The sequence below is a fragment of the Tahibacter aquaticus genome (assembly GCF_004363655.1).
GTDB lineage: Bacteria > Pseudomonadota > Gammaproteobacteria > Xanthomonadales > Rhodanobacteraceae > Tahibacter > Tahibacter aquaticus.
Map to the genome: position 1 here is coordinate 41,357 of NZ_SNZH01000005.1, position 25,503 is coordinate 66,859.

The window sequence follows — 25,503 nt, forward strand, 5'->3', positions numbered from 1 at the left end:
GACAGCCCATCCGCTGTTCCAACCCACCAGGAGAACTACCGTGGCAAACACCAAGCCCGTTTCGACCGATCTCAATCTCGATCCACTCAGCGGCGCCACCGGCGCGCATCCCGTGGGCACTGGCCTCGGTGCCGCCGTGGGCGGCGCCGCAGCAGGCGCTGCTGTCGGTACCGTCGCCGGCCCTGTCGGCACGGCAGTCGGCGCCGCCGTCGGTGCCGTGATCGGCGGCCTTGCCGGCAAGGGCGTGGCCGAAGCCATCGACCCGACCGCCGAAGCGCAGTATTGGCAGGCCAACTACGCCACACGCCCCTACGTCGCGCCGGGCGAGCCGTATCCGCAGTACGAACCGGCGTATCGCTATGGCTGGGAATCTCGCGCCCAGTACACGGGCCGCGAATGGGACGAGATAGCGCCGGAACTCGCCGCCGGCTGGCCACATCGCGCGGGTATGTCGGGCCTGGACTGGAGCAGGGCCGAGCCAGCCGTGCGTGACGCCTGGTATCGCCTCGACGGCCGCCGCGCGGTCTGACCTTCGCAATACAGCCAGGGACACTTTCGCCAGTTAGTACCAGGGCTAGCCCGCCGCCACGGAAGGCGGCGGGGCTGGCGCGGGCAGTGCTTGCTCGAGCGGAAACGAAAACCCGGTTGCGTGGACGGCAACGATTCGCCACCTTGCACCAGCGGTGCTATTCGCGCGTCACACGCAGCTCGACCGGTGCCGCAGCCGTCTTCGCCACCGTATCGCCCGGCACGCCGTGTGCCGGGCTTGCGCTGTTGGCGGGGCGAAGCGCCGGCAGCTGGCGTAGCACCACGTAAGTTGCCGCTTTGCGAAGTCGTCACCTCGACCAGCTGCGCGCGCACAGGTGATTGTGTTCGCCCAGGCTGGCGCCGTTGCCGAATACGATGCCCCAGATGCCACAGATGCCACCGACCGAGACCGGCTTGCCGTTGTGCCCGAGCAGGTAGCCGGTGGCTTTCTTGCTGCTGCGGTCGAAGGCAGTGACGCGGCCGTCGCCGAAATCCGACACCAGCCATTTGCCGCTCATGTCGCCGAAATCCGCCGGCGCCACGGCAAAGCCCCAGGGCGCGTTCAGCAGGCCCAGGTCTTCCCAGTTCTTGATCAGATTGCCGTCCAGGTCGAATTCGGCGATGCGGCCGAAACCCTTGCCGTGCAGCTCCTCGCCCGGCAGGCCGGAGTACTTGGCATAGGCGACGAACAGCGAGCCGTCGATGTACTGGATATTCCACGGATAGTAGTCGGCCGGCAGGCAGGGATTGGCGAAGCCGCCGGCCACCGCGATCGGATTCCAGTTCGCGTCGAACACGTCGATGCCGTTGCGGCCGAAGTCGGCGGCGTAAAGGCGATTGCCGCTGGCGGCTTCGCTCGCAGCGCAGCCGAAGTAGCTCGCGCCGGCTTCGGCGTTGTCGACGGTCATTACCGATTCCAGCGCACGGGTGAGGGTGCCGTCGCCGTTGGGGTGCTCGCCTCAGCCGGAAATGGTGCCGTTGGCGGTGCAGAAGATGAAGCGACTGGGCGCGGTATACACCGGGCCAGCGTGGCTGACGACGAAATCCGTGTCGCTGCCGCTGAATACGATACCTGTCGGCTCGGCCGGCGTATCCGGCAGCGACGGCGACTGGGCAACCAGCACGGTTTTCAGCGCGTCCTGGAACAGCGGCGTGGTGCCGACGTCGCCGACATATTCTGTCACCGTGCCCGAGGCGGCATTGTTGATCCACCAGTGGCCGCCCAGGCCGGCCGGGCGCAGCGAAATGCCCCAGGCATTGGCAACCAGCTCGTCGACCAGCTGCGGCCGATAGACCGCGTTGTTGGATACCAGCACCGTCACCTCGTAGCACGTCAGTGCACTGCCCGGATTGCCGGAACCGCCGGTGATCGGATTGGCCGCGGCCGCGCCGACCAGCAAGGCGAGGAGGACGCCGCCACCGATACAACAAAGTTTATTAGTTGATATTATATACTACGGGCACGTCAGAACGGCATGCCGAACTTGAAGGTGAGGATGTTGCGCTCGCGCTCGTTGCCGTACAGGCGTCCGCCGACTTTTTCCGGCAGGTATTCGGCTTCGTAGACCTTGGCCCAGGGCATCTGGTGTTCCCAGGTGGCGGAGACGAAGAAGTTCTTGTCGGCATAGGCCAGGGTCGGGCCGAAGAACCAGGTCAGGTGCTCGCGCTTGCCGCCGGACAGGGTGCGGGCTTCGTTTTCGGCCTCGGTGCGGCCGTCGGCGCTGCTGCGGTAGACGTTCTGGTAGCGCACATTGATATACGGCGCAATCTGCAGTTTGTCGGTAATGCCGAATTCCACTTCGCACCGCAGATACCACTCGTTGTATTCGCCCGCGGCCTTGCCGCGCTTGTTGATCAGCCACTGTTCGCATTCGTGGCCACCGGCTGGCTGGGTGTCGACCAGGTAGGTATTGGCAAAAATGGATTCCGTCGCCTGCGCCGCCGGCGCAAGCATTACGGCAATCGCGCAGGCGATCAGGCGCCGCCCGTTGCTGCGGTCGACCATCTGAACTCCCTTCTGTGGCAAGCCGATTGCGCCGTTGCGGCAGCCGAATCCCACGGGCCTGCGCTAGCCAAATGAGGCTAATGCGATTGATTCGCATTAAAAACGGGCCACAGACGATCGCCCGCTCCGGCTTGCAGCCCGGAATACGCCTCCGCCGCCGGGACGGCCGCGTTAACCGGCCCCTGAGATTCGGCTCAGAACGGCTTACAGCGCGAGCGCGAGGCTTGCCGCCTGAGTTGGCCGAACTGCCGCATCGCAGCGCATGAACGGCATACGGCCCCCGTCAGTGCCGCGCGCGGCCGCGGCGTATACACATCCACAGGAACCATCTTGAACAAATTCAAATCTACCTGGCTCCGCTTCCGCCCGCTGCTCTGGTTCGCTGGCGTATTCCTCGCGGCAGCGACACTGACCCGCCTGGCCTTGCTGATCGCGACCGGACCGGGCATTCCGCTGTCGCCAGGCTATTGGCTGTTTGCCTTCCTGGTCGGGCTGGGCTACGACCTGCTCACGTTCGTGTATTTCGCCTGGCCGCTGGTACTGCTGCTGTGGCTGATGCCGCGGCGCTGGCATACGGCACGCCTGGGCCGCACTGCGTTGGCAGCACTGTGTTTCCTGCTGGTCTTCATCGTGCTGTTTGTCGCCGGCGCGGAGTGGACCTTCTGGGACGAATTCCAGACCCGCTTCAACTTCATCGCGGTGGATTACCTGATCTATACCAACGAGGTGATCGGCAATATCCGCGAGTCGTATCCGATCCGCAGCATCCTCGCCGGCATCCTGCTCGCAACCACGGCGATCTTCCTGCTGGCCCGGCGCTGGCGCCAGCCGGTCGGCGACAGCTCGACCTTCGCGACGCGCAGCCTCGTCGCGCTGGGCTGGCTGGTCGCCACGGCACTGATCACCCTGGGCGTCGACGGCAACCTGAAGCAGCAGACCGCGAACGAATACGTCAACCAGCTCGCCGGCAACGGCATCTACGAGTTCTTCGCCGCGGTGCGTTCCAGCGAACTGTCGTTTCCGCGCTTCTACAAGAACCTGCCCGATGCGCAGGCCTTCGCCAACCTGCGCCGCCTGCTGCAGACACCCGACGCGACCTTCGTCAACGACGATCCGTTCGACATCACCCGCGATATCCGTGCCAATCGCGAGCCGCGCAAGCTCAATGTCGTGCTGATCAGCGTCGAGAGCCTGTCAGCGTTCTATTCCGGCGCCTACGGCGGCAATCCCAGCCTGACGCCGGAACTGGACAAGCTGGCCGGCCAGTCGCTGATGTTCACGCGCCTGTTCGCCTCGGGCACGCGCACCGTGCGCGGACTGGAAGCACTGGCCCTGTCGATACCGCCGACGCCGGGCGAATCCATCGTCAAGCGGCCGCACAACGAGAATCTCTTCAGCATGGCCACGGTGTTCAATGCCAACGGCTACGAGTCGCAGTTTCTCTACGGCGGCTATGGCGCCTTCGACAACATGAACTATTTCTTCGGCAACAACGGCTACGAGGTGCGCGACCGCGGCTCCATCGCGCCGGAAAAAATCCACCAGGCGAATATCTGGGGCGTGGCCGACGAAGACCTGTACAGCCTGGCGCTGAGCGAATTCGACCGCATCCATGCCGCCGGCAAACCGTTCTTCGGCCATATCATGACCACGTCCAACCATCGTCCGTATACCTTTCCCGAAGGCCGCATCGATGCGCCCCAGGGCAAGCGCGAAAGCGCGGTGCGCTATACCGACTGGGCCATCGGCGACCTGCTGCGCCGGGCGCGGGAAAAGCCCTGGTTCGACGATACGGTCTTCGTCATCACCGCCGACCACTGTGCCTCGTCCGGCGGCATCGCCAGCCTGCCGGTATTCCGCTATCACATTCCGCTGCTCATCTATTCCCCCAGGCACGTGCCGCCGGCGCGCGAGGAACGCCTGGTCGGCCAGATCGACATCGCGCCTACCGTGATCGGCCTGCTCGGCCTGAACTACCGCAGCCGTTTCTTCGGTGCCGATGTTTTCCGCCTGGAGCCCGGCCGCGAACGCGCCTTCATCGGCAACTACCAGCGCCTGGGCTATCTGCGCAACGACCAGCTGATCGAACTGGCGCCAGGCAGTCATATCGACAGCGTCAGGCCCGACTACGACAAGAACAGCGAGCAGCCCGACATAGCGATCGATCCGGCGCTGGCCGACGAGGCGATCAGCTACTACCAGACCGCGAGCTATCTGTTCCGCAAGGGCATGCTGTCGGCTCCGAGGACTGAGGTCGCGGCCACGCCGTAGCAGGGTCGGCGACGTTCGCCGGAAGCTGCCGGTATCGTTCGCCGCCATTCACCGGACAGGCCGCTGTGCGCACTTGCGGCGCTCGGCACGAGACCGCCTATCCATACAGCGCAAACCGCTTTCACCGCGTAGCGACGAAAAAACAGGCATGATAACCGGCGCCTCCGAGGTTTCCCGCGCCCAGCTCCGCCTGTGTCGCGGGGCGCCACTGCCCTGCCCGCCTTCGCTTTACCGGTTGCCGGCGCCTGTTGCGCGCGGCACCGCGCTACGACGTTTCCGACGCTGCGGCTTCAGCGCGACGCACGGTTTCGCGGTTCGCCATGTCCGGCTTGCCTGCGCCGTGGAAAACCCGAGGAAACCGGTGAAAGAATCGTTCAAGCACTACCGTGACAAGCTCGTCTCGCTGCTGGCCGGCGCGCGCTACCGCCGCCGCCACAGCGAAGCCGCCGAATCGCCGCTGCGCGCCGAGCTGTTCAGCGCCGACCAGATGGAAGACCACGGCCGCGCCCTGGCGGCGTTTCATCGCGTACAGCCCGGCCGCGGCCATAACCACCTGCTCGCGCGGCTGGACGAGAACGAAACGGTGCTGCTGGACACCTGCGCCCTGCTCGCCCGCGCGATCGGCGAAAACCGCCGCGTCACGCCAGCCAGCGAATGGCTGCTCGACAACTACTACCTGATCGACGAGCACCTGCGCACGGCAAGGCTGCATTTTCCCAAAGGTTACAGTTCTCAATTGCCGCGCCTTGCCAACGGCATGTCGGCGGGGCTGCCGCGCATCTACGACATCGCACTGAACGCAATTTCCCATGGCGATGGCCGCTTCGACCAGGACAGCCTGCATCGCTTCGTCGCCGCCTACCAGGGCATGGCGCCGCTGAGCCTGGGCGAACTCTGGGCGATCCCGATCATGCTGCGTCTGGCCCTGATCGAGAACCTGCGCCGCGTCGCCACGCGCGTCGCGCTGGACCGCCGCCATCGCGACCTGGCCGCCGACTGGGGCGAGCGCATGGCCGAGATCGTCGCGCACGATCCGAAAAGCCTGATCCTCGCCGTCGCCGACATGGCCCGCTCCGATCCGCCGGCGAGCAGTTCCTTCGTCGCCGAACTGATGCAGCGCCTGCACAGCCAGAACGCGTCGCTGGCGCTGCCCGTGTCGTGGCTGGAACAACGCCTGGCCGAGGCCGGCGTGACGATCGAACAGCTGGTGCAATCGGAAAACCAGCAGCAGGCCGCCGACCAGATGTCGGTCAGCAACAGCATCGGCAGCCTGCGCCTGCTGCTGTCGACGGACTGGCGCGGCTTCGTCGAGGGGCTTAGCCAGATCGAGGCGGTGCTCGCCAGCGATCCGGCCGGCGTCTACACGCAGATGAGTTTCAGCACGCGCGACACCTATCGCCACGTGGTCGAACGCGTCGCGCGCAAGGCGGCTCGGCCCGAAGCCGAAGTAGCTCGGGCGGCCGTTGCCCTGGCGGCCGCGGGCGGCGACGCAGCGGACGCGCGGCAGACCCATGTGGGCTACTACCTGGTCGACGCCGGCCTGGCGCAACTGGAGCGCGGCTTCGGCCTGCGCCCTACCTTGCAGCGCATTCCGGTGCCTCTCTACCTGGGCGCCATCCTGCTGCTGACGGCGGCGTTTGCGCTGTTGCCGCTGCTGCTGCCCGGCCTGACCCTGTCGGCGCAATGGACTGCGCTGCTGGCGCTGCCGCTGCTGTTCGCCGCCAGCCAGCTGGCCCTGGTCGTGGTGAACTGGCTCGCCACCTTCGCCGTCGTGCCGAAGACACTGCCGCGCATGAACTACTCGCGCGGCATTCCCGCCGAAGCGGCCACGCTGGTCGTCGTGCCTACCCTGCTGGGCAGTACCGCCTCGGCGCAGGAAGAAGTGGACGACCTGGAAATACGCTACCTGGCCAACCGCGTCGATCATCTGCATTTCGCCCTGCTCAGCGATTTTCCCGACGCCGCCAGCGAACACGAGCCCGGCGACGCCGCCGTACTTGCCACGGCTGTCGCCGGCATCGAACGCCTCAATCGCCTGTATGCGGACAGCGGCGGCTCGCGCTTCTTCCTGCTGCACCGGCCGCGCCGCTGGAATGCGGGCGAAGGCGCCTGGATGGGCGAGGAACGCAAGCGCGGCAAGCTCGGCGATCTGAACGCGCTGCTGCGTGGCGCTGGCGGCGAACGCTTCGCCCAGTTGGTCGGCGACATCGAACTGCTGCGCCAGGTGCGCTACGTGATCACGCTGGACGCCGACACAAGGCTGCCGCACGACACCGCGCACAAGCTCATCGCAACCATGCAGCATCCGCTGAATCGCGCACGCTTCGACGCGGAGCGCGGCCGTGTCGTGTCGGGCTACGGCATTCTGCAGCCGCGCGTCGGCACCACCCTACCGCTGGCCGGCGCGTCCGACTTTGCCCGGCTGTTCGGCGGCGACCCGGGGCTGGATCCGTATACGCGCGCCGTATCGGACGTCTACCAGGATCTGTTCGGCGAAGGCTCATTCACCGGCAAGGGCATCTACGATGTCGATGCTTTCGAACACGCCCTGGCCAGGCGCCTGCCCGACAACCGCATCCTGAGCCACGATCTGCTCGAAGGCTGCTATGCTCGTGCCGGCCTGGTCAGCGACATTGCAGTTTTCGAGAATTTTCCACAAAGCTATCGCTCTGACATCAAGCGGCGGCATCGCTGGATCCGCGGCGACTGGCAGATCGCCCGCTGGCTGCTGCCGCGCGTGCCGCGCGCCGAGGCCGGCTCCGGCAAGAACCCGCTGACGCCGCTGTCGCGCTGGAAGGTGCTGGACAATCTGCGCCGCAGCCTGGCCACGCCGGCGCAGTTCGCCCTGTTCGTGCTGGGCTGGCTGGTGCTGCCGGAGGCGGTCAGCTGGACGGTCTTCGTGCTGTTGCTGACCCTGGCGCCGGTGCCAGTGGAAGCGCTGCTCGGGCTGCTGCGGGCGCCGGCCGACTGGCGCTGGCGCGGACATATCGACGTCGTCGCCCGCGCCACCGGCAAGCGCCTGGGCCAGACCGTATTCGCGCTGGCGTTCCTGCCGTTCGAAACCCTGGTCACCCTGGACGCGATCCTGCGCACGCTCTGGCGCCTCTACGTGTCGCGGCGCCACCTGCTGGAATGGACGCCGTCGAGCGTCGTCGAGCACGGCGGCGGCGACGACCTGCCCAGTCTGTTGCGCCGCATGGCGGTTGCGCCGCTGGCGGCGATCGCACTGGCCGCGGCCCTCCTGCACTGGAATCCCGCCGCGCTCGCCGCGGCCTTGCCGCTGCTGCTGCTCTGGCTGGTCGCGCCACTGCTGGCCTGGCGCGCAAGCCGGCCGCGCCAGTCGGCCCAGGCCACGCTGGACCCCGCCTATCAGCCGCTGTTACGCGATGCGGCGCGGCGTACCTGGCATTTCTTCGAGCGCCATGTCGGCGCGGCCGACAACTGGCTGCCGCCGGACAACTACCAGCAGCAGCCCGGCGACGTGATCGCCCACCGCACCTCGCCGACCAACATCGGCCTGAGCCTGCTCGCCAGCCTGGCCGCGCACGACTTCGGCTACCTCACGCTCAACCGGCTGCTGCAACGCACCCGCGCCACCTTCGATAGCATGGACAGGCTGGAACGCTATCGCGGCCACCTGTTCAACTGGTACGACACCTGCACGCTGGCGCCGCTGCACCCGCGCTACGTTTCCACCGTCGACAGCGGCAACCTGGCCGGACACCTGCTCACCCTGCGCCAGGGGTTGCTCGGCCTGCGCCGCTACACGCCGCTGCGCGCACGCCTGCTGGACGGGCTGCAGGACACGGCAGGCGTATTGCATGCCCTGTCGCCGCCTGCGCTGCAGGCGCCGGTGATGCACTTCATCCGCACCGCCGCCGCCGCGCAGCGCGCCCAGCATGCCGGCGAAAGCGACCTGACGGCCGACCTGAACCGTCTGCTCGCCCTCGCCAACACCCTGCGCGACGACGCGGCCGCCAACGCCGACGCCGAAACGGCCGAGTGGGCCCAGGCACTGCTCGCCCAATGCACCGAAGTCCTTGAAGAAATCGCGATTTTTTCAGCGCGACCCGGCGCTGTTCTGGCGGACCTGGCCGACGCGGGATCGAGCGCGGCCAGCGCCTGGCTGAAGTCGGCGCAGGAACTGGCCGAGCGCGCGGGTGCTTTCGCGATACTCGACTACGAGTTTCTGTACGACCGCAAGCGCGACCTGTTCAGCATCGGCTTCAACGTCAACGACCATCGCCGCGACTCGGGCTATTACGACCTGCTCGCCTCCGAAGCGCGCCTGGGCGTGTTCGTCGCGGTGGCCCAGGGCATGGTGCCGCAGAAAGCCTGGTTTTCGCTGGGCCGGCTGCTGACCCACACCGGCGGTGCGCCGGTACTGCTGTCGTGGAGCGGCTCGATGTTCGAGTACCTCATGCCAAACCTGGTCATGCCGGCCTATCCGCAGTCGCTGCTCGCCCATACCGCCGCGGCCGCGGTGGCGCGCCAGATCGCCTACGGGCGCGAGCGCGGCGTGCCCTGGGGCGTGTCCGAATGCGGCTATCACCTGACCGATGCGGCGCAGAACTACCAGTACCGCGCCTTCGGCGTACCCGGCCTGGGCCTGCAGCGCGGGCTGTCGAAGGAACTGGTGATCGCGCCTTATGCCAGCGCCCTCGCCTTGCTGGTAGCACCGAATGCGGCGGCGGCGAACCTGCAGCGCCAGGCCGAGCAGAACTGGCTGACACCGTTCGGCTTCTACGAAGCCATCGACTACAGCACGCCGCGCATACCGCCGGGGCAGCGTTGCGCCGTGGTGCGCTCGTTCATGGCGCATCACCAGGGCATGAGCCTGCTCGCCTTCGCACATGTATTGCTGGACCGGCCGATGCAGCGCCGCTTCGAGGCCGATGCACAAGTACAGTCTGCGCTTTTGTTGCTGCAGGAGCGCGTACCGCGCGCCGCCGGACCGCCGGCCAGCGACCCACAACGCGTCGACGCGCGCAATACCAGCGATCTGCCGGCCGTGCCGCTGCGCGTCTTCAAGCGTCCCGACCCGGCCACGCCGGCGCTGCAGCTGCTGTCAAACGGGCGCTACCACGTCATGCTCAGCAGCGCCGGCGGCGGCTACAGCCGCTGGCGCGACATTGCGCTGACGCGCTGGCGCGAAGATCCGACGCGCGACGCCTGGGGCAGCTTCTGCTACCTGCGCGACCTGGACAGCGGACGTACCTGGTCGACCGCATTCCAGCCGACGCTGCAGCCGGACGAAGATTACGAGACCGTGTTCACCGAAGCGCGCGTGGAATTCCGCCGCCGTCTCGACGGCTGGGAAACGCATACCGAAATCGTCGTCTCGCCCGAAGACGATATCGAGCTGCGCCGCACCCGCATCACCAACCGCGCGGCAACGGCACGCAGCATCGAGATCACCAGCTACGCCGAAGTGGTGCTGGCGCCGGCGATCAGCGACAGCCTGCATCCGGCCTTCAGCAAATTGTTCGTGCAGACCGAAATCGTTGCGGCGCGCGATGCGATCCTCTGTTCGCGCCGGCCGCGCGACGCGCACGACACGACGCCGTGGATGTTCCACCTGCTCGCCGTGCACGATGGCGAAAGCCGCGAGGTAACGTTCGAAACCGATCGCGCGCGCTTCCTCGGCCGGCGCCGCTCGGCAAGCCATCCGCAGGCCATGGAACGCAACGCCACGCTGTCGGGCACGCAGGGCTCGGTGCTCGACCCGGTCGTCGCGGTGCGCCACCGCATCGTCGTGCAGCCGGAACAGACCGTACACGTCGACCTGGTCATGGGCGTCGCGCCGAACCGCGAGATCTGCCTGCAACTGGTCGACAAATACCACGACCAGCGCCTGGCCGACCGCGTCATCGACCTGGCCTGGACGCACAGCCAGGTTTCGTTGCGCCAGATCAATATCAGCGAAGTCCAGGCACAGACCTATGCGCGCCTGGCCGGGCGCATGCTGTACAGCCATCCGTCGCTGCGCGCCGAGGCGCAACTGGTGCTGCGCAACCGGCGCGGCCAGCCGGGCCTATGGGCCTACGCCATCTCGGGCGACCTGCCTATCCTGCTGCTGCAGGTCAGCAGCAGCGACGACCTGGGCCTGGCGCGCGATGCGGTGCAGGCGCATGCCTACTGGCGCATGAAAGGCCTGTCGGCCGACCTGGTGATATGGAATGAAGAACGCGGCGGCTACCGGCAGAACCTGCACGACGCCCTGATGGGCATGATCGCCGCCAGCGTCGATGCCAACCTGCTGGAGCGGCCAGGCGGCATTTTCGTGCGCGCCGCAGAACAGATTCCGCACGAGGACCGCATGCTGCTGCTGGCGGTGGCGCGGATCGTCCTCAACGACAAGAAAGGCAGCCTGGCCGAACACCTGGCGCGGCGCGAACCCGCCGACATCGGCATGCCGCGATTGCTGCCGACAGACAACACGCCGCGCACGGCAAAGGAGCTGGCCGCGCCGGTTGTGCGCGCGCCGCTGCGCCTGTTCAACGGCCGCGGCGGATTCTCTGCCGACGGACGCGAATACGTGATCACGACCGGCCCGGGCGAAGCGACGCCGGTGCCGTGGATCAATGTCATCGCCAATCCCGAGTTCGGCTGCATCGTGTCGGAAAGCGGCGTCGGCTACAGCTGGCGCGAGAACGCGCACGAATACCGCCTGACGCCGTGGCAGAACGATCCGGTCGGCGATAGCGCCGGCGAAGCCTTCTACATCCGCGACGAGGAAAGCGGCCAGTACTGGTCGCCCTCGGCCCTGCCCGCCGCCGGCAGCGAGCCGTATACCACGCGCCACGGCTTCGGCTACAGCGTGTTCGAGCATTGCGAGAACGGCATCCACAGCGAGCAGCGCATCTACGTCGCGCCCGATGCCGCGGTGAAATTCATCGTGCTGAAACTGCGCAATGTATCCAACCGGCGCCGCTCCCTGTCGGCCACCGGCTATGTCGAATGGGTGCTGGGCGACCTGGCCTCCAAGTCGGCCATGCACGTCGTGACCGAACTCGATCCGGGCAGTGGTGCGCTGCTCGCGCGCAATCCCTTTCATCCGGAATTCGGTGAGTGGGTGTCGTTCTTCGACGTCGACGAGCCGGCCCGCACCCTGAGCGGTGACCGGCTGGAATTCATCGGCCGCAACGGCAACCTGGCGCGTCCGGCGGCAATGGAACGCACGCGCCTGTCCGGCCGCGTCGGCGCGCTGATGGACCCCTGCGGCGCGATCCAGATTCCATTCGAATTGGAGGAAGGGCAGTCGCGCGAAATCATCTTCCGCCTCGGTTCGGCCGCGAGCGCCGACGAGGCCAGTGCGCTGGTGAAGCGCCAGCGCCGGCCCGGCTCGGCCCGGGCGGCCTGGGATGCGGTGCGCGCGCAATGGAGCGGCCTGCTTGGCACGATAGAACTGGATACGCCGGACGAGGCGCTCAACGCGCTGGGCAACGGCTGGCTGCTGTACCAGGTGATCGCCTGCCGCCTGTGGGGACGCAGCGGCTACTACCAGTCTGGCGGCGCGTTCGGCTTCCGCGACCAGCTGCAGGACGCGATGGCCCTGGCCCACGCCGCGCCAGGCCTGCTGCGCGCACAACTGCTGCTTTGTGCACAACGCCAGTTCAAGGAAGGCGACGTACAGCACTGGTGGCATCCGCCCAGCGGCCGCGGCGTGCGTACGCGCTGCTCGGACGATTACCTGTGGCTGCCGTTCGCCGCCTGCCGCTATGTCACCTGCAGCGGCGACAGCGCGGTACTCGACGTAGCCCTGCCGTTTCTCGACGGGCGCGCGCTGGTGCCGGGCGAAGAGTCGTACTACGACCTGCCGCTGCGCTGGGACGAACATGTAGCGCTGTACGAGCATTGCGTACGCGCGATCGAGCATGGCCTGCGCCTGGGCGTGCACGGACTGCCATTGATCGGCAGCGGCGACTGGAACGACGGCATGAACAACGTCGGCAAGGACGGTCGCGGCGAAAGCGTCTGGCTGGGCTTTTTCCTCTATCGCGTACTGCTGGACTTTGCCCCGCTGGCGCAGGCGCGCGGCGATGCGCCGTTCGCCGCCCGCTGCGAAAGCGAAGCCGCGAAACTGCGCGCCAACCTGGAGCTGCACGGCTGGGACGGCGACTGGTACCGGCGCGCCTATTTCGACGATGGCACGCCGCTGGGCTCCGCCGGCAACGAAGAATGCCGCATCGATGCGATTGCGCAGAGTTGGGCCGTGCTGTCCGGCGCCGCCAGCGACGAGCGCGCACAGCGCGCGCTGGATGCGCTCAAGTCGCATCTGGTACGGCCGCAGACGCGGCTGATCCAGCTGCTCGATCCGCCGTTCGACAAGGCACCGCTGGATCCAGGCTATATCCGTGGCTATGTCCCCGGCGTGCGCGAAAACGGCGGCCAGTACACCCATGCGGCGATCTGGTCGGTCATGGCCTTCATCGAAGCGGGCCGCACGCGCGAGGCCTGGGAACTGTTCGACCTGATCAACCCGCTGCGCCATGCGCTGACGCCGCAGGATGTGGAAACGTACAAAGTCGAGCCTTATGTCGCCGCGGCCGATGTCTACGCGGTAGACCCGCATGCGGGGCGCGGCGGCTGGACCTGGTATACCGGCTCGGCCGGCTGGATGTACCGCCTGATCGTCGAATCGCTGCTCGGCCTGCGCCGGGTCGGCATGCACCTGCATATCGATCCGCGCCTGCCGCCGCACTGGCCGGGCTTCCGCTTCAACTACCGCGTCGGCGCGACGGTCTACCGCTGCAGCATCGTGGTCGCCGGCGAAGGCACGGCGATTGCGCTGCCGGCGACGCTGGAACTGGTCGACGACGGCGGCGAGCATTTCCTGGAGTTCGTCATCGCGCAGGCTCCGTAGGGCGCGATTAGCAATGCGAATTGCGCCGCGGGAGGTGTGGCATTGCCGCAAACCCGGATGCCTTGACGGTGCAATTCGCTACGCTCATCGCACCCTACAAAAGCAGGGCGCGCGGCATCGTCCGGGGCGCGATGAGCGTGGCGAATTGCGCCGCCAAGTGTGCGGCGTTGCGTAAAAACGGCATGCCTTGACGGCGCGATTCGTTGCGCTTGTCGCCCTACCCGGTGCAGCCATCACACCTCGGCCGGCACCCGCACCCAGCCTTCCATCAGCACGCGCGCGCTGCGGCTCATGATGGCGCGGGTCACCGTCCACACACCGTCGGCCTGCTGCGCTTCGGCGCCGACGCGCAAGGTGCCGGACGGATGGCCGAAGCGCACGGCCTGGCGTTCGCCGCCGCCGGCGGCGAGGTTGACCAGCGTGCCGGGAATCGCCGCGGCGGTGCCTATGGCCACGGCGGCCGTGCCCATCATGGCGTGATGCAGCTTGCCCATGGACACGGCACGCACCAGCAGGTCGATGTCCCCGGCCGCGACAACCTTGCCGCCGGACGAGGTATAGGTCGCCGGCTTTGCCACAAACGCCACTTTTGGCGTGTGCTGGCGGCCGGCCGCCTCGGCAACGTCGCCGATCAGGCCCATGCGCACGGCGCCGTGAGCGCGGATGCTCTCGAACATGGCCAGTGCCTTGGCGTCTTCGTTGATCGCGCCCTGCAGTTCGGTGCCGCTGTAGCCGATATCCTGCGCATTGACGAAGATGGTCGGTATGCCGGCATTGATCATCGTTGCCTGCAAGGTGCCGACGCCGGGCACTTCCAGCGCGTCGACCAGGTTGCCGGTGGGGAACATCGCCCCGCCGTCCTCGCCTTCGTCAGCCGGGTCGAGGAATTCGATCTGCACCTCGGCCGACGGAAAGGTCACGCCGTCGAGTTCGAAGTCGCCGGTTTCCTGCACGGCACCGTTGCTGACCGGCACATGGGCGACGATGGTCTTGCCGATCTGCACCTGCCAGATGCGCACGGTGCAGATGCCGTCTCGGGGAATGCGCGCCGCGTCGACCAGGCCGTTGCTGATGGCGAACGAACCGACGGCAGCCGTGAGGTTGCCGCAGTTGCCGGTCCAGTCGACGAAGGCACGATCGATGGACACCTGGCCGAACAGGTAGTCGACATCGTGGCCGGGCCTGCTGCTGCGGCTCAGGATCACCGTCTTGCTGGTGCTGGAGGTGGCGCCGCCCATGCCGTCGATCTGCTTGCCGTAGGGATCGGGGCTGCCGATCACGCGCAACAGCAGGCTGTCCCGCGCTTCGCCAGGCACCTGTGCCGTGGCGGGCAGATCGTCGAGGCGAAAGAACACGCCCTTGCTGGTGCCGCCACGCATGTACGTGGCGGGAATGCGGATTTGCGGAAGATGCGACATACGGTAACTTTTCCTTTATTTCACCGTGGCGTTCCAGCGGGAAGAGCCTGTAGCGAACGATGCGGTCAGGCCGCCTGTGACGACGATTCGAGGAAGTCCTGGGCAAAGCGCTGCAGCACGCCGCCGGCTTCGTAGATCGACACTTCCTCGGCGGTGTCCAGGCGGCAGGTCATGGGCACCTCCAGCACTTCGCCGTTGCGGCGGCGGATGATCAGGGTCAGATCGGTGCGCGGCTGGCGCGTGCCGGCCACGTCATAGGTTTCGCTGCCGTCCAGCCCCAGCGTCTTGCGATTGGTGCCGGGCTTGAACTCCAGCGGCAGCACGCCCATGCCGATCAGGTTGGTGCGGTGGATGCGCTCGAAACCTTCGGCGGCAATCGCCTCGACGCCGGCCAGGCGCACGCCCTTGGCGGCCCAGTCGCGCGACGAACCCTGGCCGTAGTCGGCACCGGCCACGATGATCAGCGGCTGCTTGCGCTGCATATAGGTTTCTATCGTTTCCCACATGCGCATGACCTTGCCCTCGGGCTCCAGCCGTGCCAGCGATCCGGCTTGCACCTGGCCGTCGACCACGGCCATTTCGTTGATCAGCTTCGGATTGGCAAAGGTTGCCCGCTGGGCGGTCAGATGGTCGCCGCGGTGGGTGGCGTAGGAATTGAAATCTTCTTCGGGCAGGCCCATCAGCGCCAGGTATTCGCCCGCGGCGCTGTCGGCCATGATGGCATTGGACGGCGACAGATGATCGGTCGTGATGTTGTCGCCGAGCACGGCCAGCGGGCGCATGCCGCTGAGCGTGCGCTCGCCGGCCAGCGCGCCTTCCCAGTACGGCGGACGGCGGATATACGTGCTCTGCGCGCGCCAGGCATACAGGGGACTGATCTTTTCGCCATGCGCCGCAGCAGGGCGGAACATCGGGTCGTAGACCTTGCGGAAGTGCTCGGGCTTGACGCTGCTGGCGACGATGGCATCGATCTCCGCATCGCTGGGCCAGATGTCCTTGAGCAGCACGGGCTGGCCCTGCGTGTCGATGCCGAGCACGTCTTTCTCGATATCGAAACGCACGGTGCCGGCGATGGCATAGGCAATGACCAGCGGCGGCGAAGCCAGGAAAGCCTGTTTCGCATACGGATGAATGCGGCCGTCGAAGTTGCGGTTGCCCGACAGCACGGCAGTGGCGTAGAGATCGCGGGCGATGATTTCCTGCTGAATGGCCGGATCCAGCGCACCGCTCATGCCGTTGCAGGTGGTGCAGGCGAACGCGACGATGCCGAAGCCGAGCTGTTCCAGCTCGCCCAGCAGGCCGGCTTCTTCCAGGTACAGCTGCACCGCCTTGGAACCGGGTGCCAGCGACGACTTCACCCAGGGCTTGCGCAGCAGGCCACGCGCATTCGCATTGCGCGCAAGCAGGCCGGCGGCGATCACATTGCGCGGATTGGAGGTATTGGTACAACTGGTAATTGCCGCAATGATGACGGCGCCGTCGGGCATCTGTCCCGGCACGTCCTGCCAGGGGCCGGCGATGCCGCGCTCGGCCAGCGCACTGGTCGGCAGGCGCTTGTGCGGATTCGACGGTCCAGCCATGTTGCGCACCACGCTGGACAGATCGAAGCCGAGCACGCGCTCGTACTCGGCCGTGGCCAGGTCGTCGGCCCATAGGCCGGCAGTGCGCGCATAGGTCTCTACCAGTTTCACCTGGGCATCGTCGCGACCGGTCAGGCGCAGGTAGGTGAGGGTCTGCTCGTCGATATAGAACATCGCCGCGGTGGCGCCGAACTCCGGCGTCATGTTGGAAATGGTGGCGCGGTCGCCCAGGGTCAGCGCGGTAGCGCCTTCGCCGTAGAACTCCACGTAGGCGCCGACGACTTTTTCCTTGCGCAGGAACTCGGTCAGGGCCAGCACGATGTCGGTGGCGGTGATGCCTTCCTGCGGCCGGCCACGCAGTTCCACGCCGATGATGTCGGGCAGGCGCATCCACGAGGCGCGGCCGAGCATCACGCTTTCCGCTTCCAGGCCGCCGACGCCGATGGCGATCACGCCCAGCGCATCGACATGGGGTGTATGGCTGTCGGTACCGACCAGGGTATCGGGGAAAGCCACGCCGTCCTGAGCGTGGATCACCGGCGACATCCGCTCCAGATTGATCTGGTGCATGATGCCGTTGCCCGGCGGAATCACGTCGACGTTCTTGAATGCCTTTTTGGTCCAGTCGATGAAATGGAAGCGGTCTTCGTTGCGCCGGTCTTCCACGGCGCGGTTCTTGGCGAAGGCATTCCGGTCGAAACCGGCGAACTCCACCGCCAGCGAGTGATCGACGATCAGCTGCGTCGGCACTACCGGATTGACCTGGGCCGGATCGCCGCCCTTGTCGGCGATGGCATCGCGCAGACCGGCCAGGTCGACCAGGGCGGTCTGGCCGAGAATGTCGTGGCAGACCACGCGCGCGGGAAACCAGGGGAAATCCAGATCGCGGCGGCGCTCGATCAGCTGGATCAGCGAATCGCGCAGGATGGCCGGATCGCAGCGGCGCACCAGGTTTTCCGCCAGCACGCGCGAGGTATACGGCAGGCCGGCATAGGCGCCGGGCTTGATCGCTTCGACTGCGCCGCGCGCGTCGAAGTAATCCAGGGAGGTTCCGGCTAGCGGTTGGCGATTGGCTGAGTTCATGGCGGGTTCGCTGGCAAGGTGGGCGGGCGGCGCCGTATGCGTGGCACAGGCGCAAAAAGCGAAGGACGCGCAGGCGGAGTGGGATGATAGCCCTGCCCCTCCACGCCGGACGGAGACGGCGATGCATCCACCGCATCCGTGTCGCAGCGCGGCCATCGGACAGCGCAATCTGGCATCCTCAGACTCATTGATCAATCTTGATCGATTCAATCAACCTGTTGGCATGGACCACGACCTGATTTCCGCCACCGAGGCCTGCCGCCTGCTCGGCATCAGCAGCGCGACGCTGTACGCCTATGTCAGCCGCGGCCTGCTGCAATCGCGGCCGGGGCCGGATCATCGCAGCCGCTGCTATCGCCGCCAGGAGGTCGAACGCCTGGCGCAGAAGCGTCGCGCCGGCCGCGGCGCGGCGCGCGGCGCGGCGCAAAGCCTGGATCGCGGCTTGCCGGTGCTGGAAACGCAGATATCGCTGATCCAGCCCGACGGTCCGTATTACCGCGGCCTGTCCGCCATCGCCGCCGCGCGCGGCGGCGCCACGCTGGAAGATGTGGCGCGCCGGCTGTGGGACTGCGGCAGCGATGACCCGTTTACTGCGCCGCTGGCCCTGCACTGGCCGGCCAGCGTGGCAGGGTTTGCCGGCGACACGACACTGCCGGCACTGGAGCGCACGCTCGCTGCCATGCCGCTGCTGGGCCTGGAGGTGCGCCATTCCTTCAGCCTGGCGGCGTCGGTGCGGCGCGAAATCGCCGCGCTGCTGCTGCGCCAGAACGCCGCCCTGCTGCTGGGCCGGCCGCCCTCCACCGCGCCGGTACACCGGCAGATTGCCGAAGCCTGGCTGCCCGGCAACGATGAATTCAGCGAGCTGGTGCGCGCCTCGCTGGTGCTCTGCGCCGAGCACGAACTCAACGTCTCGGCGTTTGCCGCCCGCGTCGTGGCCTCGACCGGCGCGCATCTGCACGCGACGGTGTGCAGTGGCCTGGCCGCGCTGTCCGGTCCGCGCCATGGCGGCGCCACCGTGCGCGCCCATGCCCTGATCGCTGCCGGCAGCGACGAAATCGCCGCGCGCTGGCAGCGCGGCGACGACCTGCCCGGCTTCGGCCATGTGCTTTATCCCGACGGCGATCCGCGCGCCGCCGAACTGCTGGCGATGCTGCGCCGGCAGCACGGCCACAGCGCCGCGCTGGGCGAGCTGGACGAACTGATCGCCCGTGCCGGAACCGTCAGCGGCCTGCACCCCAACCTCGACTTCAGCCTGGCCGCGCTGTGCCGGCTGCATGCCTTGCCGGTGACGTCAGCGACGGTGATCTTTGCCAGCGGCCGCCTGGCCGGCTGGCTGGCGCATGCGCTGGAACAGCAGGCGCAAGATCGGCTGATCCGGCCGCGGGCGCAGTACACCGGCCTGCGGCCGTAAGGCCCCGCCCTGTCGATCGCCTGCACTGCAGCCACTACGCTGGCGGCAGGGAAACCTGCAAAGCAGGCAGCGATGCAAGAAAGTCCCGTGCGTCGAAGGCCGCACCAGGGGAAACGACGCCACTCGCCTTGCCGCGGCCGTCGACGATGCGCTGCAATGCCTCTACCACCAGCGGCGCGGTGATCGCATAGATGTCGCGGCCTTGTGCCCTGGCCAGCCGTGTTTGGCCGTTCCTGTGCACCAGCGTTTCGATCGCGAAGACCTGCGCCGAGCGTCCGTCCGCATCGGCTGCTACCGGCGCCGGCGTATCCACAGCGCGCAAGTCGTTCAGCGGGGCCAGATTCATATACGAATGCACTTCGGCACAATGCACGTGCCGTGACAGGGTGACAATCTCGGACAAGGGCACAGCGACCATGGGCTGCGTTCCGAACGGCGGCGGGAAGGTCCATTGCCGCGTCGGTGCCGGATCGGCCAGCGCCTGCAGGCGGCCATTGCTGACGACCAGGCGCTGGAACTGATTGCGTGCACCGGTCAGCCGCGTGCCGGCAGTCGGATGCCAGCTGTCCAGGGCCACGCCGATGTCGATGGCGTCTGCATCCGGCCAGTCGTCCAGCGCGGCAGTTGCCAGCAGATCGGCCAGCCCGCCGTAGAACGCCATCGCCGGCATGACCGTCACAGCCGCCTGCTGCGCCGCATCAGCAAAGCGATCGACGATGTCGAGCACGGCCCGCTGTTCGGCGCACACATCCAGATAATGGATGCCGGCGCGCAATGCGGCTTGGATGACCGGCTGCGCCGTGTCGAGAAATGGCCCGGCACAGTTGATGACGGCGCTCGCGCCCTCGAAAGCGCGGTCCAGCGACGCGGCATCGCCGACCGCCGCCGCACGGCTTTCCAGGCCAGGGAACTGCACGCCCAGCGCGGACAGCCTGTCCGCGGCGCGGCCGCACAGAAGCGGCCTCCATCCCCGTTTGCACAATTCCGCGACGACGAAGCGTCCCGTGTGTCCATAGGCGCCGAACACGGCGACCGTGCGATGGATACTCATGACAGAAACCGTTCTCCCGCTCAGGCCGGCAATCCAGCTCGCCACAGCAGACCACTGGCGCTGCACGGGCCGCTATCGAAATCTTTAGCCGCTGGCACGACACCTGCCGATCGCGTTCCGGCAACGCCGCCACGCTACGGCCACTCGATCCCTGCAGCCCGCAGGGTCGCTGGGCGCATGCGCTGGTCCTCCTGGGCACCGCCGGCAACCTGCCTATTCTTCGGGAATGCCGTGGACTTCGCTGCCGTCCGCCCCGGCCTTGCTCTCGCTGTGCGCTACCGCATCGCGACCGTAGCGCCGGGTGATTTTCCAATGCGTGAATGCCTTGGGACCGGACGTGGCATCGCCGAAGCGAGTCACCTTCATGAGCGATGCGGGGAAGCGGTCCAAGGTGACGAAACTGCAGCCTTTTCCCAACTGCCCGGGCAAGTCGGCCAAGTGCGCGGCCAAGGCCCTGTCGCGCAGCGTTCTGCTGACATAGGCGGCGATATCGTCCGACGCGCGCACCGCGTAGGGTCTATCGGGACCGGCCAGCACCAGCCGACAGCTGAAACTGGCCGGCAGCAGCGGCTTGACCGACCGCAGCATGTTGCCGAGCCGCACAAGCTTGCGCGCCAGCTGCGTGCCGCCGAACGAGCCGACACCCTTGGCCTCGATGCACAGCACCTCCGTTTTCTCGCCATCGGCAAACACGGCCAGCAGGTCGGTATCTTCCTGCGTGCCGGTAACTGGCTGCAGCGAGGCGTCGTTGTCTGCAGCTTCCCGCTGCAGCGCTTCGCCGATGCCTTGTGCGCAGGCTTGCTCGACGGTGAGCCCCCGGCAGCTCAGATACAGCGCGGCATAAAGCCAGTCCAGGTGATAGTCCATGCCCGCGAACACGCATTCCGCCGACGCGGCAATGATCGGCGGCGACTGCTGCTGCAGCGCATTGATCAGCGAGTCCGACAGCAGTCCGGGCATATCGCCCCGATAGGCCCAGCGGATCAGATGCTCGCGCTCCTTCGCATTGAGCCCGGTCAGGTTGCGTACCAGCAGCTCGCGAAACGACGTTGTCGACATTGGCTGTAATCCATAGAGGGAAATTTTCTGCGACCGGCTTTGTAATTTCTGCCGGCGGCTGCAGCTGCAGCCACACTGCAGCATCGCTGCGCCGTCGCCCCGTCCTGCCTGTTGCTACGCGCCGCATACTCCCACCCTGCCGCGCCAGCTGCCCGCTGGTCCTGCACCGACAAGAGGTTTCTGCATTTTCGTACCCGCTGTGGTTGAACTGTAGAAAATACAGAAAACAGAACAAATATTTTGGAATGTACCAATATTTGAGGCTCTGTCCCCTCCGCACCCGCATACAGACTCGTCATCGGGGCATTTGATGCATCGACAGGCATGCATCGCCAGAGGTATTACTGATCGCTTCAGGGGCAAACCAAATTTGGGGATTCTCGATGCGAATTCGCTGGAGTTTTGCTTGTCTGTTGCTGACCGCCTGGGGTGGCGCGTCATACGCAGCAGAAAGTGCGGTGCCAACGGCCTTCCGCGCCCAGGTGCTGCCGTTGTCCCAGGTCGATTCCGTTGCACTGCCGGCCATGAACCGCAGTAAGGTCGATAGGGAAGACATCGCCGACGAAGCGCGCGGCCTGCCGCCGCGCTTCGCCCTGCCGCATGCAATGAAGATCACCACCGGCAAGGCCGGCACCTGGGAACGCATCGATACCACGACCAGCATCTGGCGCTATCACGTGAAGACGCCGGATGCGGCATCGCTGAACATCGGCTTCACCAAATTCTGGCTGCCGAAAGACGCCAGCATACGGCTGTACTCGCCTGACGGCGTGGAGCGGATAGGACCGCTGACCGCCGCGGACAACCGCGCTTCCCGCCAATACTGGACGCCGGTGGTGCGCGCAGCCGAACTGGTCGTCGAAGTGACCATTCCGACGGCGCAAGTGGCCGAGCTGGAACTGGAGATCGGCCAGGTCGGCCAGGGCTATCGCGGCTTCGGCGGCCGCAAGGACGGCAAGCGCGGCGACCTGCCGCCCGACAGTTCCGGTGCCTGCAACATGGACGTGAAATGCCTGCTCAATGCCGATCCCTGGCAGGACAACGTACGTGCTGTCGCGGCATACACCTTGAACGGCATTCGCTTCTGCACTGGCTCGCTGGTCAACAATACGGCACAAGACACCAAGCTCTACTTCGCCACAGCCAACCACTGCCTCGATAGCCAGGCAGAGGCCGATACCGTCGTCACCTACTGGAACTACAACAACACGACCTGCCGTATTCCCGGCAGCGCGGCCAGCGGCCAGGACGGCGACGGCCCGCTCAACCAGTCGATTTCCGGTTCGACACTGCGCGCCACCTTCGCCGGTTCGGACTTCACCCTGCTGGAACTCAACGGCCAGGTGCCGCAGGCCTTCGGCCAGTACTGGGCCGGCTGGGACCGCACGCCGTATGTCGCGCCGGGCGGCGTCGGCAACGGCGATTTCGCCTGTTCGGCCGACAGCCTCTGTGCCGCGATCCATCACCCGAGCGTGGCCGACAAGCGCATCACCTTCGCCGAGGTCAACACCGTGTCGTCGGGCTATGCAGGCAACCAGATACCGCCCGTGCCGGGCGATCTCACGCATATCTGGGTGCACTGGGATGCGACGCCGGTGTTTCCGCCGAATCCTGGCCTGACCATTCCGCCGCAGGTGACCGAAGGCGGTTCGTCCGGCTCGCCGCTGTACAGCGCGCAGCGCCGCTTTATCGGCCAGTTGCACGGCGGTCCGTCGTCCTGCGGCCAGACTGGCGACAGCCTGTCCGATGTCTACGGCCATCTGTCGATTTCCTGGGAAGGTGGCGGCACGCCGGCCACGCGTGCCAAGGACTGGCTCGACCCGGCCAATACCGGCGCGCTGACCCTGGACGGCCGCAATGCCTGTACCGCACCACCGGTGCCGACCGGCGTCAGCGTGACCGCGACGGCAGCCAACCGCCTCGACGTGGCCTGGACGGCCGTCGCCGGCGCCAGCAGCTATCGTGTCTACCGCGCCGAAGGCACCTGCCCCGGCACCAATGCGCAGCTGATCGCCGACAACGTCAGCGGCACCAGCTACAGCGACACCAGCGTCTCGGGCAACGCCACCTACTCGTATTCGGTCAGCGCCTACAGCGCCAGTGCGACCTGCGCATCGTCGCAAAGCACTTGCTCGTCCGCGACAGCGACGGGCCTCTGCACCCTGGCGCCGACCTTCGCCGGCCTGACCAGCGCAGGCAGCAGCGCAACCGCCACCTGCGGCGTCGACCTGGCCTGGAGTGCAGGCAGCAACCGCTGCGGTGCGGCGACGCCGAAATACAGCATCTTCCGCTCGACCACAGCCGGCTTCACGCCAGATGCCAGCAATCGCATCGCCAGCTGCCAGACCGGTACCAGCTATCACGACGGCGCCGTCGTCAACGGCACGCGCTACCACTACATCGCACGCGCCGAGGACGACACGGCCAACGGCAGCGGCACCTGCAACAGCGGCAACCAGGACGCCAATACCGCGGCCCAGACGACGATTCCGGCCGGCCCGCCGGCAGTGTCGTTCAGCGACAGCATGGAAAACGGCATTGCCGGCTGGACTGCGGCCGGTAGCGGCGTCGGTGCGAACTTCGTCCAGGTCACCACCGCCAGCCATTCGCCGACGCACTCCTGGTTCTCGCCCGACGGCAACGACATCGGCGACCACACCCTGGCCAGCAGCAGCGCCATTGCTGTCGGCCCCGGCGCGACGCTGGAGTTCTGGCACTCGTTCGACACCGAGGATACGTTCGACGGCAGCGTGCTCGAATACTCGCTGGATGGCACGACCTGGGTCGATATTCTCGCGGCCAGCGGCACCATCCCGGCCAATCCCGCCCGCTTCAGCGAGGGTGGCTATACCGACACGATCAGCTCGAACTACGACAGCCCGGTCGGCGGCCGCCGTGCCTGGTCCGGCAACAGCAACGGCTTCGTGCGCGCCGTGGTCAACCTGGCCGACTTCGGCGGACGCACCGTGTACTTCCGCTGGCGCCTGGCGACCGACAATTCGACCGCCGGGGCAGGCTATTGGCTGGACGACGTGCTGATTTCCGCCGGCACCAGCTGCAGCAGCGGCGTCGACGCGATCTTCAGCAACGGCTTCGACCCGTCCACACCGTAAAAGAACACCCTTTCACTATTTGACAAGTAAAGACTGGACAACCCCGGCGCGTGCGCCGGGGTTGTCTCGCGAGTACCTCGCCAGGCAGCGCCTGGCAGGACAGCACCAGGCCCCGGTGCAATCCGCTATCGCGGACCAGGGCATCCCAGGCGTGCTCGTCCACCAGCCCCATCTCGGCGACCAGGGCGCAGCACAACCGGTCGTGCTGCCACGGCGACTGCCAGGCGAGAGCATCGGCCTCGCCGCCCAGCCGCATCTGCTCAGCTCCGGTGGCACTCGATCAGGACCGAATGCAGCCGGATCGTCGCCGACCATGCGGCGCGCACCGCGCGACTTGTGCAGGCGCGAATACAGCCCGCTGCCGCTGCCGCTGCCGCTGCCGCTGCCGAAGTCGAACAGAACCAACCCGTCGATGTCGCCGATGTGCTGCAGCACGCTGGGGGGTCGGTATATCGCGCCGGAATGGCCAGGTAGCCATGTCCTCCTACAGCGCGGCCAGTTCGTCGACTTGCGCGGCCGCTTCCTTACTGATGGCAGACGACCTCCAGCAAAGGTCTACGAAAAGCCCGAACGAGTACGGCTGCATGCGTTGCCGGAAGGCAAAAGCGCTGCATCCACGCAACGCGCACATAATGATTAAATTCATTCTTTGAAACTATTTCAATAATCTTTATTTAGGCCAACAATTCCCTGCCTTGTTTTGGCCGCTCGGTTGCGGGGGAAGCGCGACTGGCACAGGTGCTGCTGCGGCGGCGTCCGGGCCAGGCCCGCGCAGCGGTTCCCCGGTTCGCAGCCACGGCGCCTGCAGCCCGGCACCGGTCGCCCTGCGGCGGCGAGCGGGTGGCATTCCCCCTGCTTAATCCAGCCCGCTCCTTGCGGCCTGCCCCTGGCCCGGGGCGCCGCGGGCAGACAATCCCTGCCCGCGCTGGACGAATGTGCGATACTCGCCGACCCATACCGTCTTGCAAGGACCCCGATCATGAAAAGAGCACGCGCCCGCCGCCGTAAAAACCGTCTCCGCAGCAACCTGCGCAGCCGGGCCAAGCTGTAAGACGCCAGCTCCCGACCGACCCGCATGCCAGCCATGCGGGTCGGTTTTTTTTCTGGCGCAACGCCAG

11 protein-coding genes and 1 pseudogene are annotated in these 25,503 nt (G+C 66.8%); 6 read left to right on the plus strand and 6 right to left on the minus strand.

Translation table 11 applies throughout. The features are described 5' to 3' along the window. Nucleotides 1-40 precede the first annotated feature (40 nt). Nucleotides 41-529, plus strand: a complete 489-nt coding sequence (locus tag DFR29_RS09505; protein WP_133818358.1) for a glycine zipper domain-containing protein — start codon at nucleotides 41-43, stop codon at nucleotides 527-529. Nucleotides 530-836: 307 nt separating this feature from the next. Here DFR29_RS09505 and DFR29_RS29985 read toward each other — a convergent pair. Together DFR29_RS29985 and DFR29_RS09520 are read right to left on the minus strand one after the other, a co-directional pair. Beyond that, nucleotides 837-1,850 (minus strand): annotated as a pseudogene (locus DFR29_RS29985) (TIGR03118 family protein). Between the two features lie 143 nt (nucleotides 1,851-1,993). Beyond that, a complete protein-coding gene (locus DFR29_RS09520; RefSeq protein ID WP_133818361.1) occupies nucleotides 1,994-2,533 on the minus strand; it encodes a hypothetical protein in 540 nt (179 codons plus the stop codon). 330 nt (nucleotides 2,534-2,863) lie between these two features. On the opposite strand from DFR29_RS09520, the gene DFR29_RS09525 reads away from it, so the two are divergent. Continuing rightward, the gene (locus DFR29_RS09525; RefSeq protein WP_243746004.1) at nucleotides 2,864-4,804 is read left to right on the plus strand and encodes an LTA synthase family protein; all 1,941 of its coding nucleotides are present in this window, start codon (nucleotides 2,864-2,866) and stop codon (nucleotides 4,802-4,804) included. A gap of 361 nt (nucleotides 4,805-5,165) precedes the next feature. Beyond that, nucleotides 5,166-13,670, plus strand: coding sequence for a glycoside hydrolase family 94 protein (locus tag DFR29_RS09530; protein ID WP_133818363.1), 8,505 nt, complete (start codon nucleotides 5,166-5,168; stop codon nucleotides 13,668-13,670). A gap of 233 nt (nucleotides 13,671-13,903) precedes the next feature. Here DFR29_RS09530 and prpF read toward each other — a convergent pair whose 3' ends face one another. Both prpF and acnD read right to left on the minus strand, forming a co-directional pair. After that, nucleotides 13,904-15,088: a 2-methylaconitate cis-trans isomerase PrpF gene (gene prpF / locus DFR29_RS09535; RefSeq protein ID WP_133818364.1), complete on the minus strand. Its 1,185-nt coding sequence runs from the start codon at nucleotides 15,086-15,088 to the stop codon at nucleotides 13,904-13,906. A gap of 65 nt (nucleotides 15,089-15,153) precedes the next feature. Further along, nucleotides 15,154-17,751 carry a Fe/S-dependent 2-methylisocitrate dehydratase AcnD gene (gene acnD / locus DFR29_RS09540; RefSeq protein ID WP_133818365.1) on the minus strand — a complete coding sequence of 866 codons (2,598 nt, stop codon included), beginning with the start codon at nucleotides 17,749-17,751 and terminating at the stop codon, nucleotides 15,154-15,156. A 223-nt stretch (nucleotides 17,752-17,974) separates the two neighbouring features. Here acnD and DFR29_RS09545 point away from each other — a divergent pair, with 223 nt between their 5' ends. Further along, nucleotides 17,975-19,162, plus strand: coding sequence for a citrate synthase family protein (locus DFR29_RS09545; protein ID WP_133818366.1), 1,188 nt, complete (start codon nucleotides 17,975-17,977; stop codon nucleotides 19,160-19,162). A 34-nt stretch (nucleotides 19,163-19,196) separates the two neighbouring features. Here the strand turns inward: DFR29_RS09545 and DFR29_RS09550 are convergent, their stop codons facing one another. Beyond that, the gene (locus DFR29_RS09550; protein WP_133818367.1) at nucleotides 19,197-20,213 is read right to left on the minus strand and encodes a saccharopine dehydrogenase family protein; all 1,017 of its coding nucleotides are present in this window, start codon (nucleotides 20,211-20,213) and stop codon (nucleotides 19,197-19,199) included. A 213-nt stretch (nucleotides 20,214-20,426) separates the two neighbouring features. After that, nucleotides 20,427-21,272 carry a hypothetical protein gene (locus DFR29_RS09555; RefSeq protein ID WP_133818368.1) on the minus strand — a complete coding sequence of 282 codons (846 nt, stop codon included), beginning with the start codon at nucleotides 21,270-21,272 and terminating at the stop codon, nucleotides 20,427-20,429. A 458-nt stretch (nucleotides 21,273-21,730) separates the two neighbouring features. On the opposite strand from DFR29_RS09555, the gene DFR29_RS09560 reads away from it, so the two are divergent. Together DFR29_RS09560 and DFR29_RS09565 are read left to right on the plus strand one after the other, a co-directional pair. After that, nucleotides 21,731-24,385, plus strand: a complete 2,655-nt coding sequence (locus tag DFR29_RS09560) for an immune inhibitor A (RefSeq protein WP_133818369.1) — start codon at nucleotides 21,731-21,733, stop codon at nucleotides 24,383-24,385. Between the two features lie 115 nt (nucleotides 24,386-24,500). Further along, a complete protein-coding gene (locus DFR29_RS09565) occupies nucleotides 24,501-25,025 on the plus strand; it encodes a hypothetical protein (RefSeq protein ID WP_208113553.1) in 525 nt (174 codons plus the stop codon). The last annotated feature ends 478 nt before the right edge of the window (nucleotides 25,026-25,503 follow it).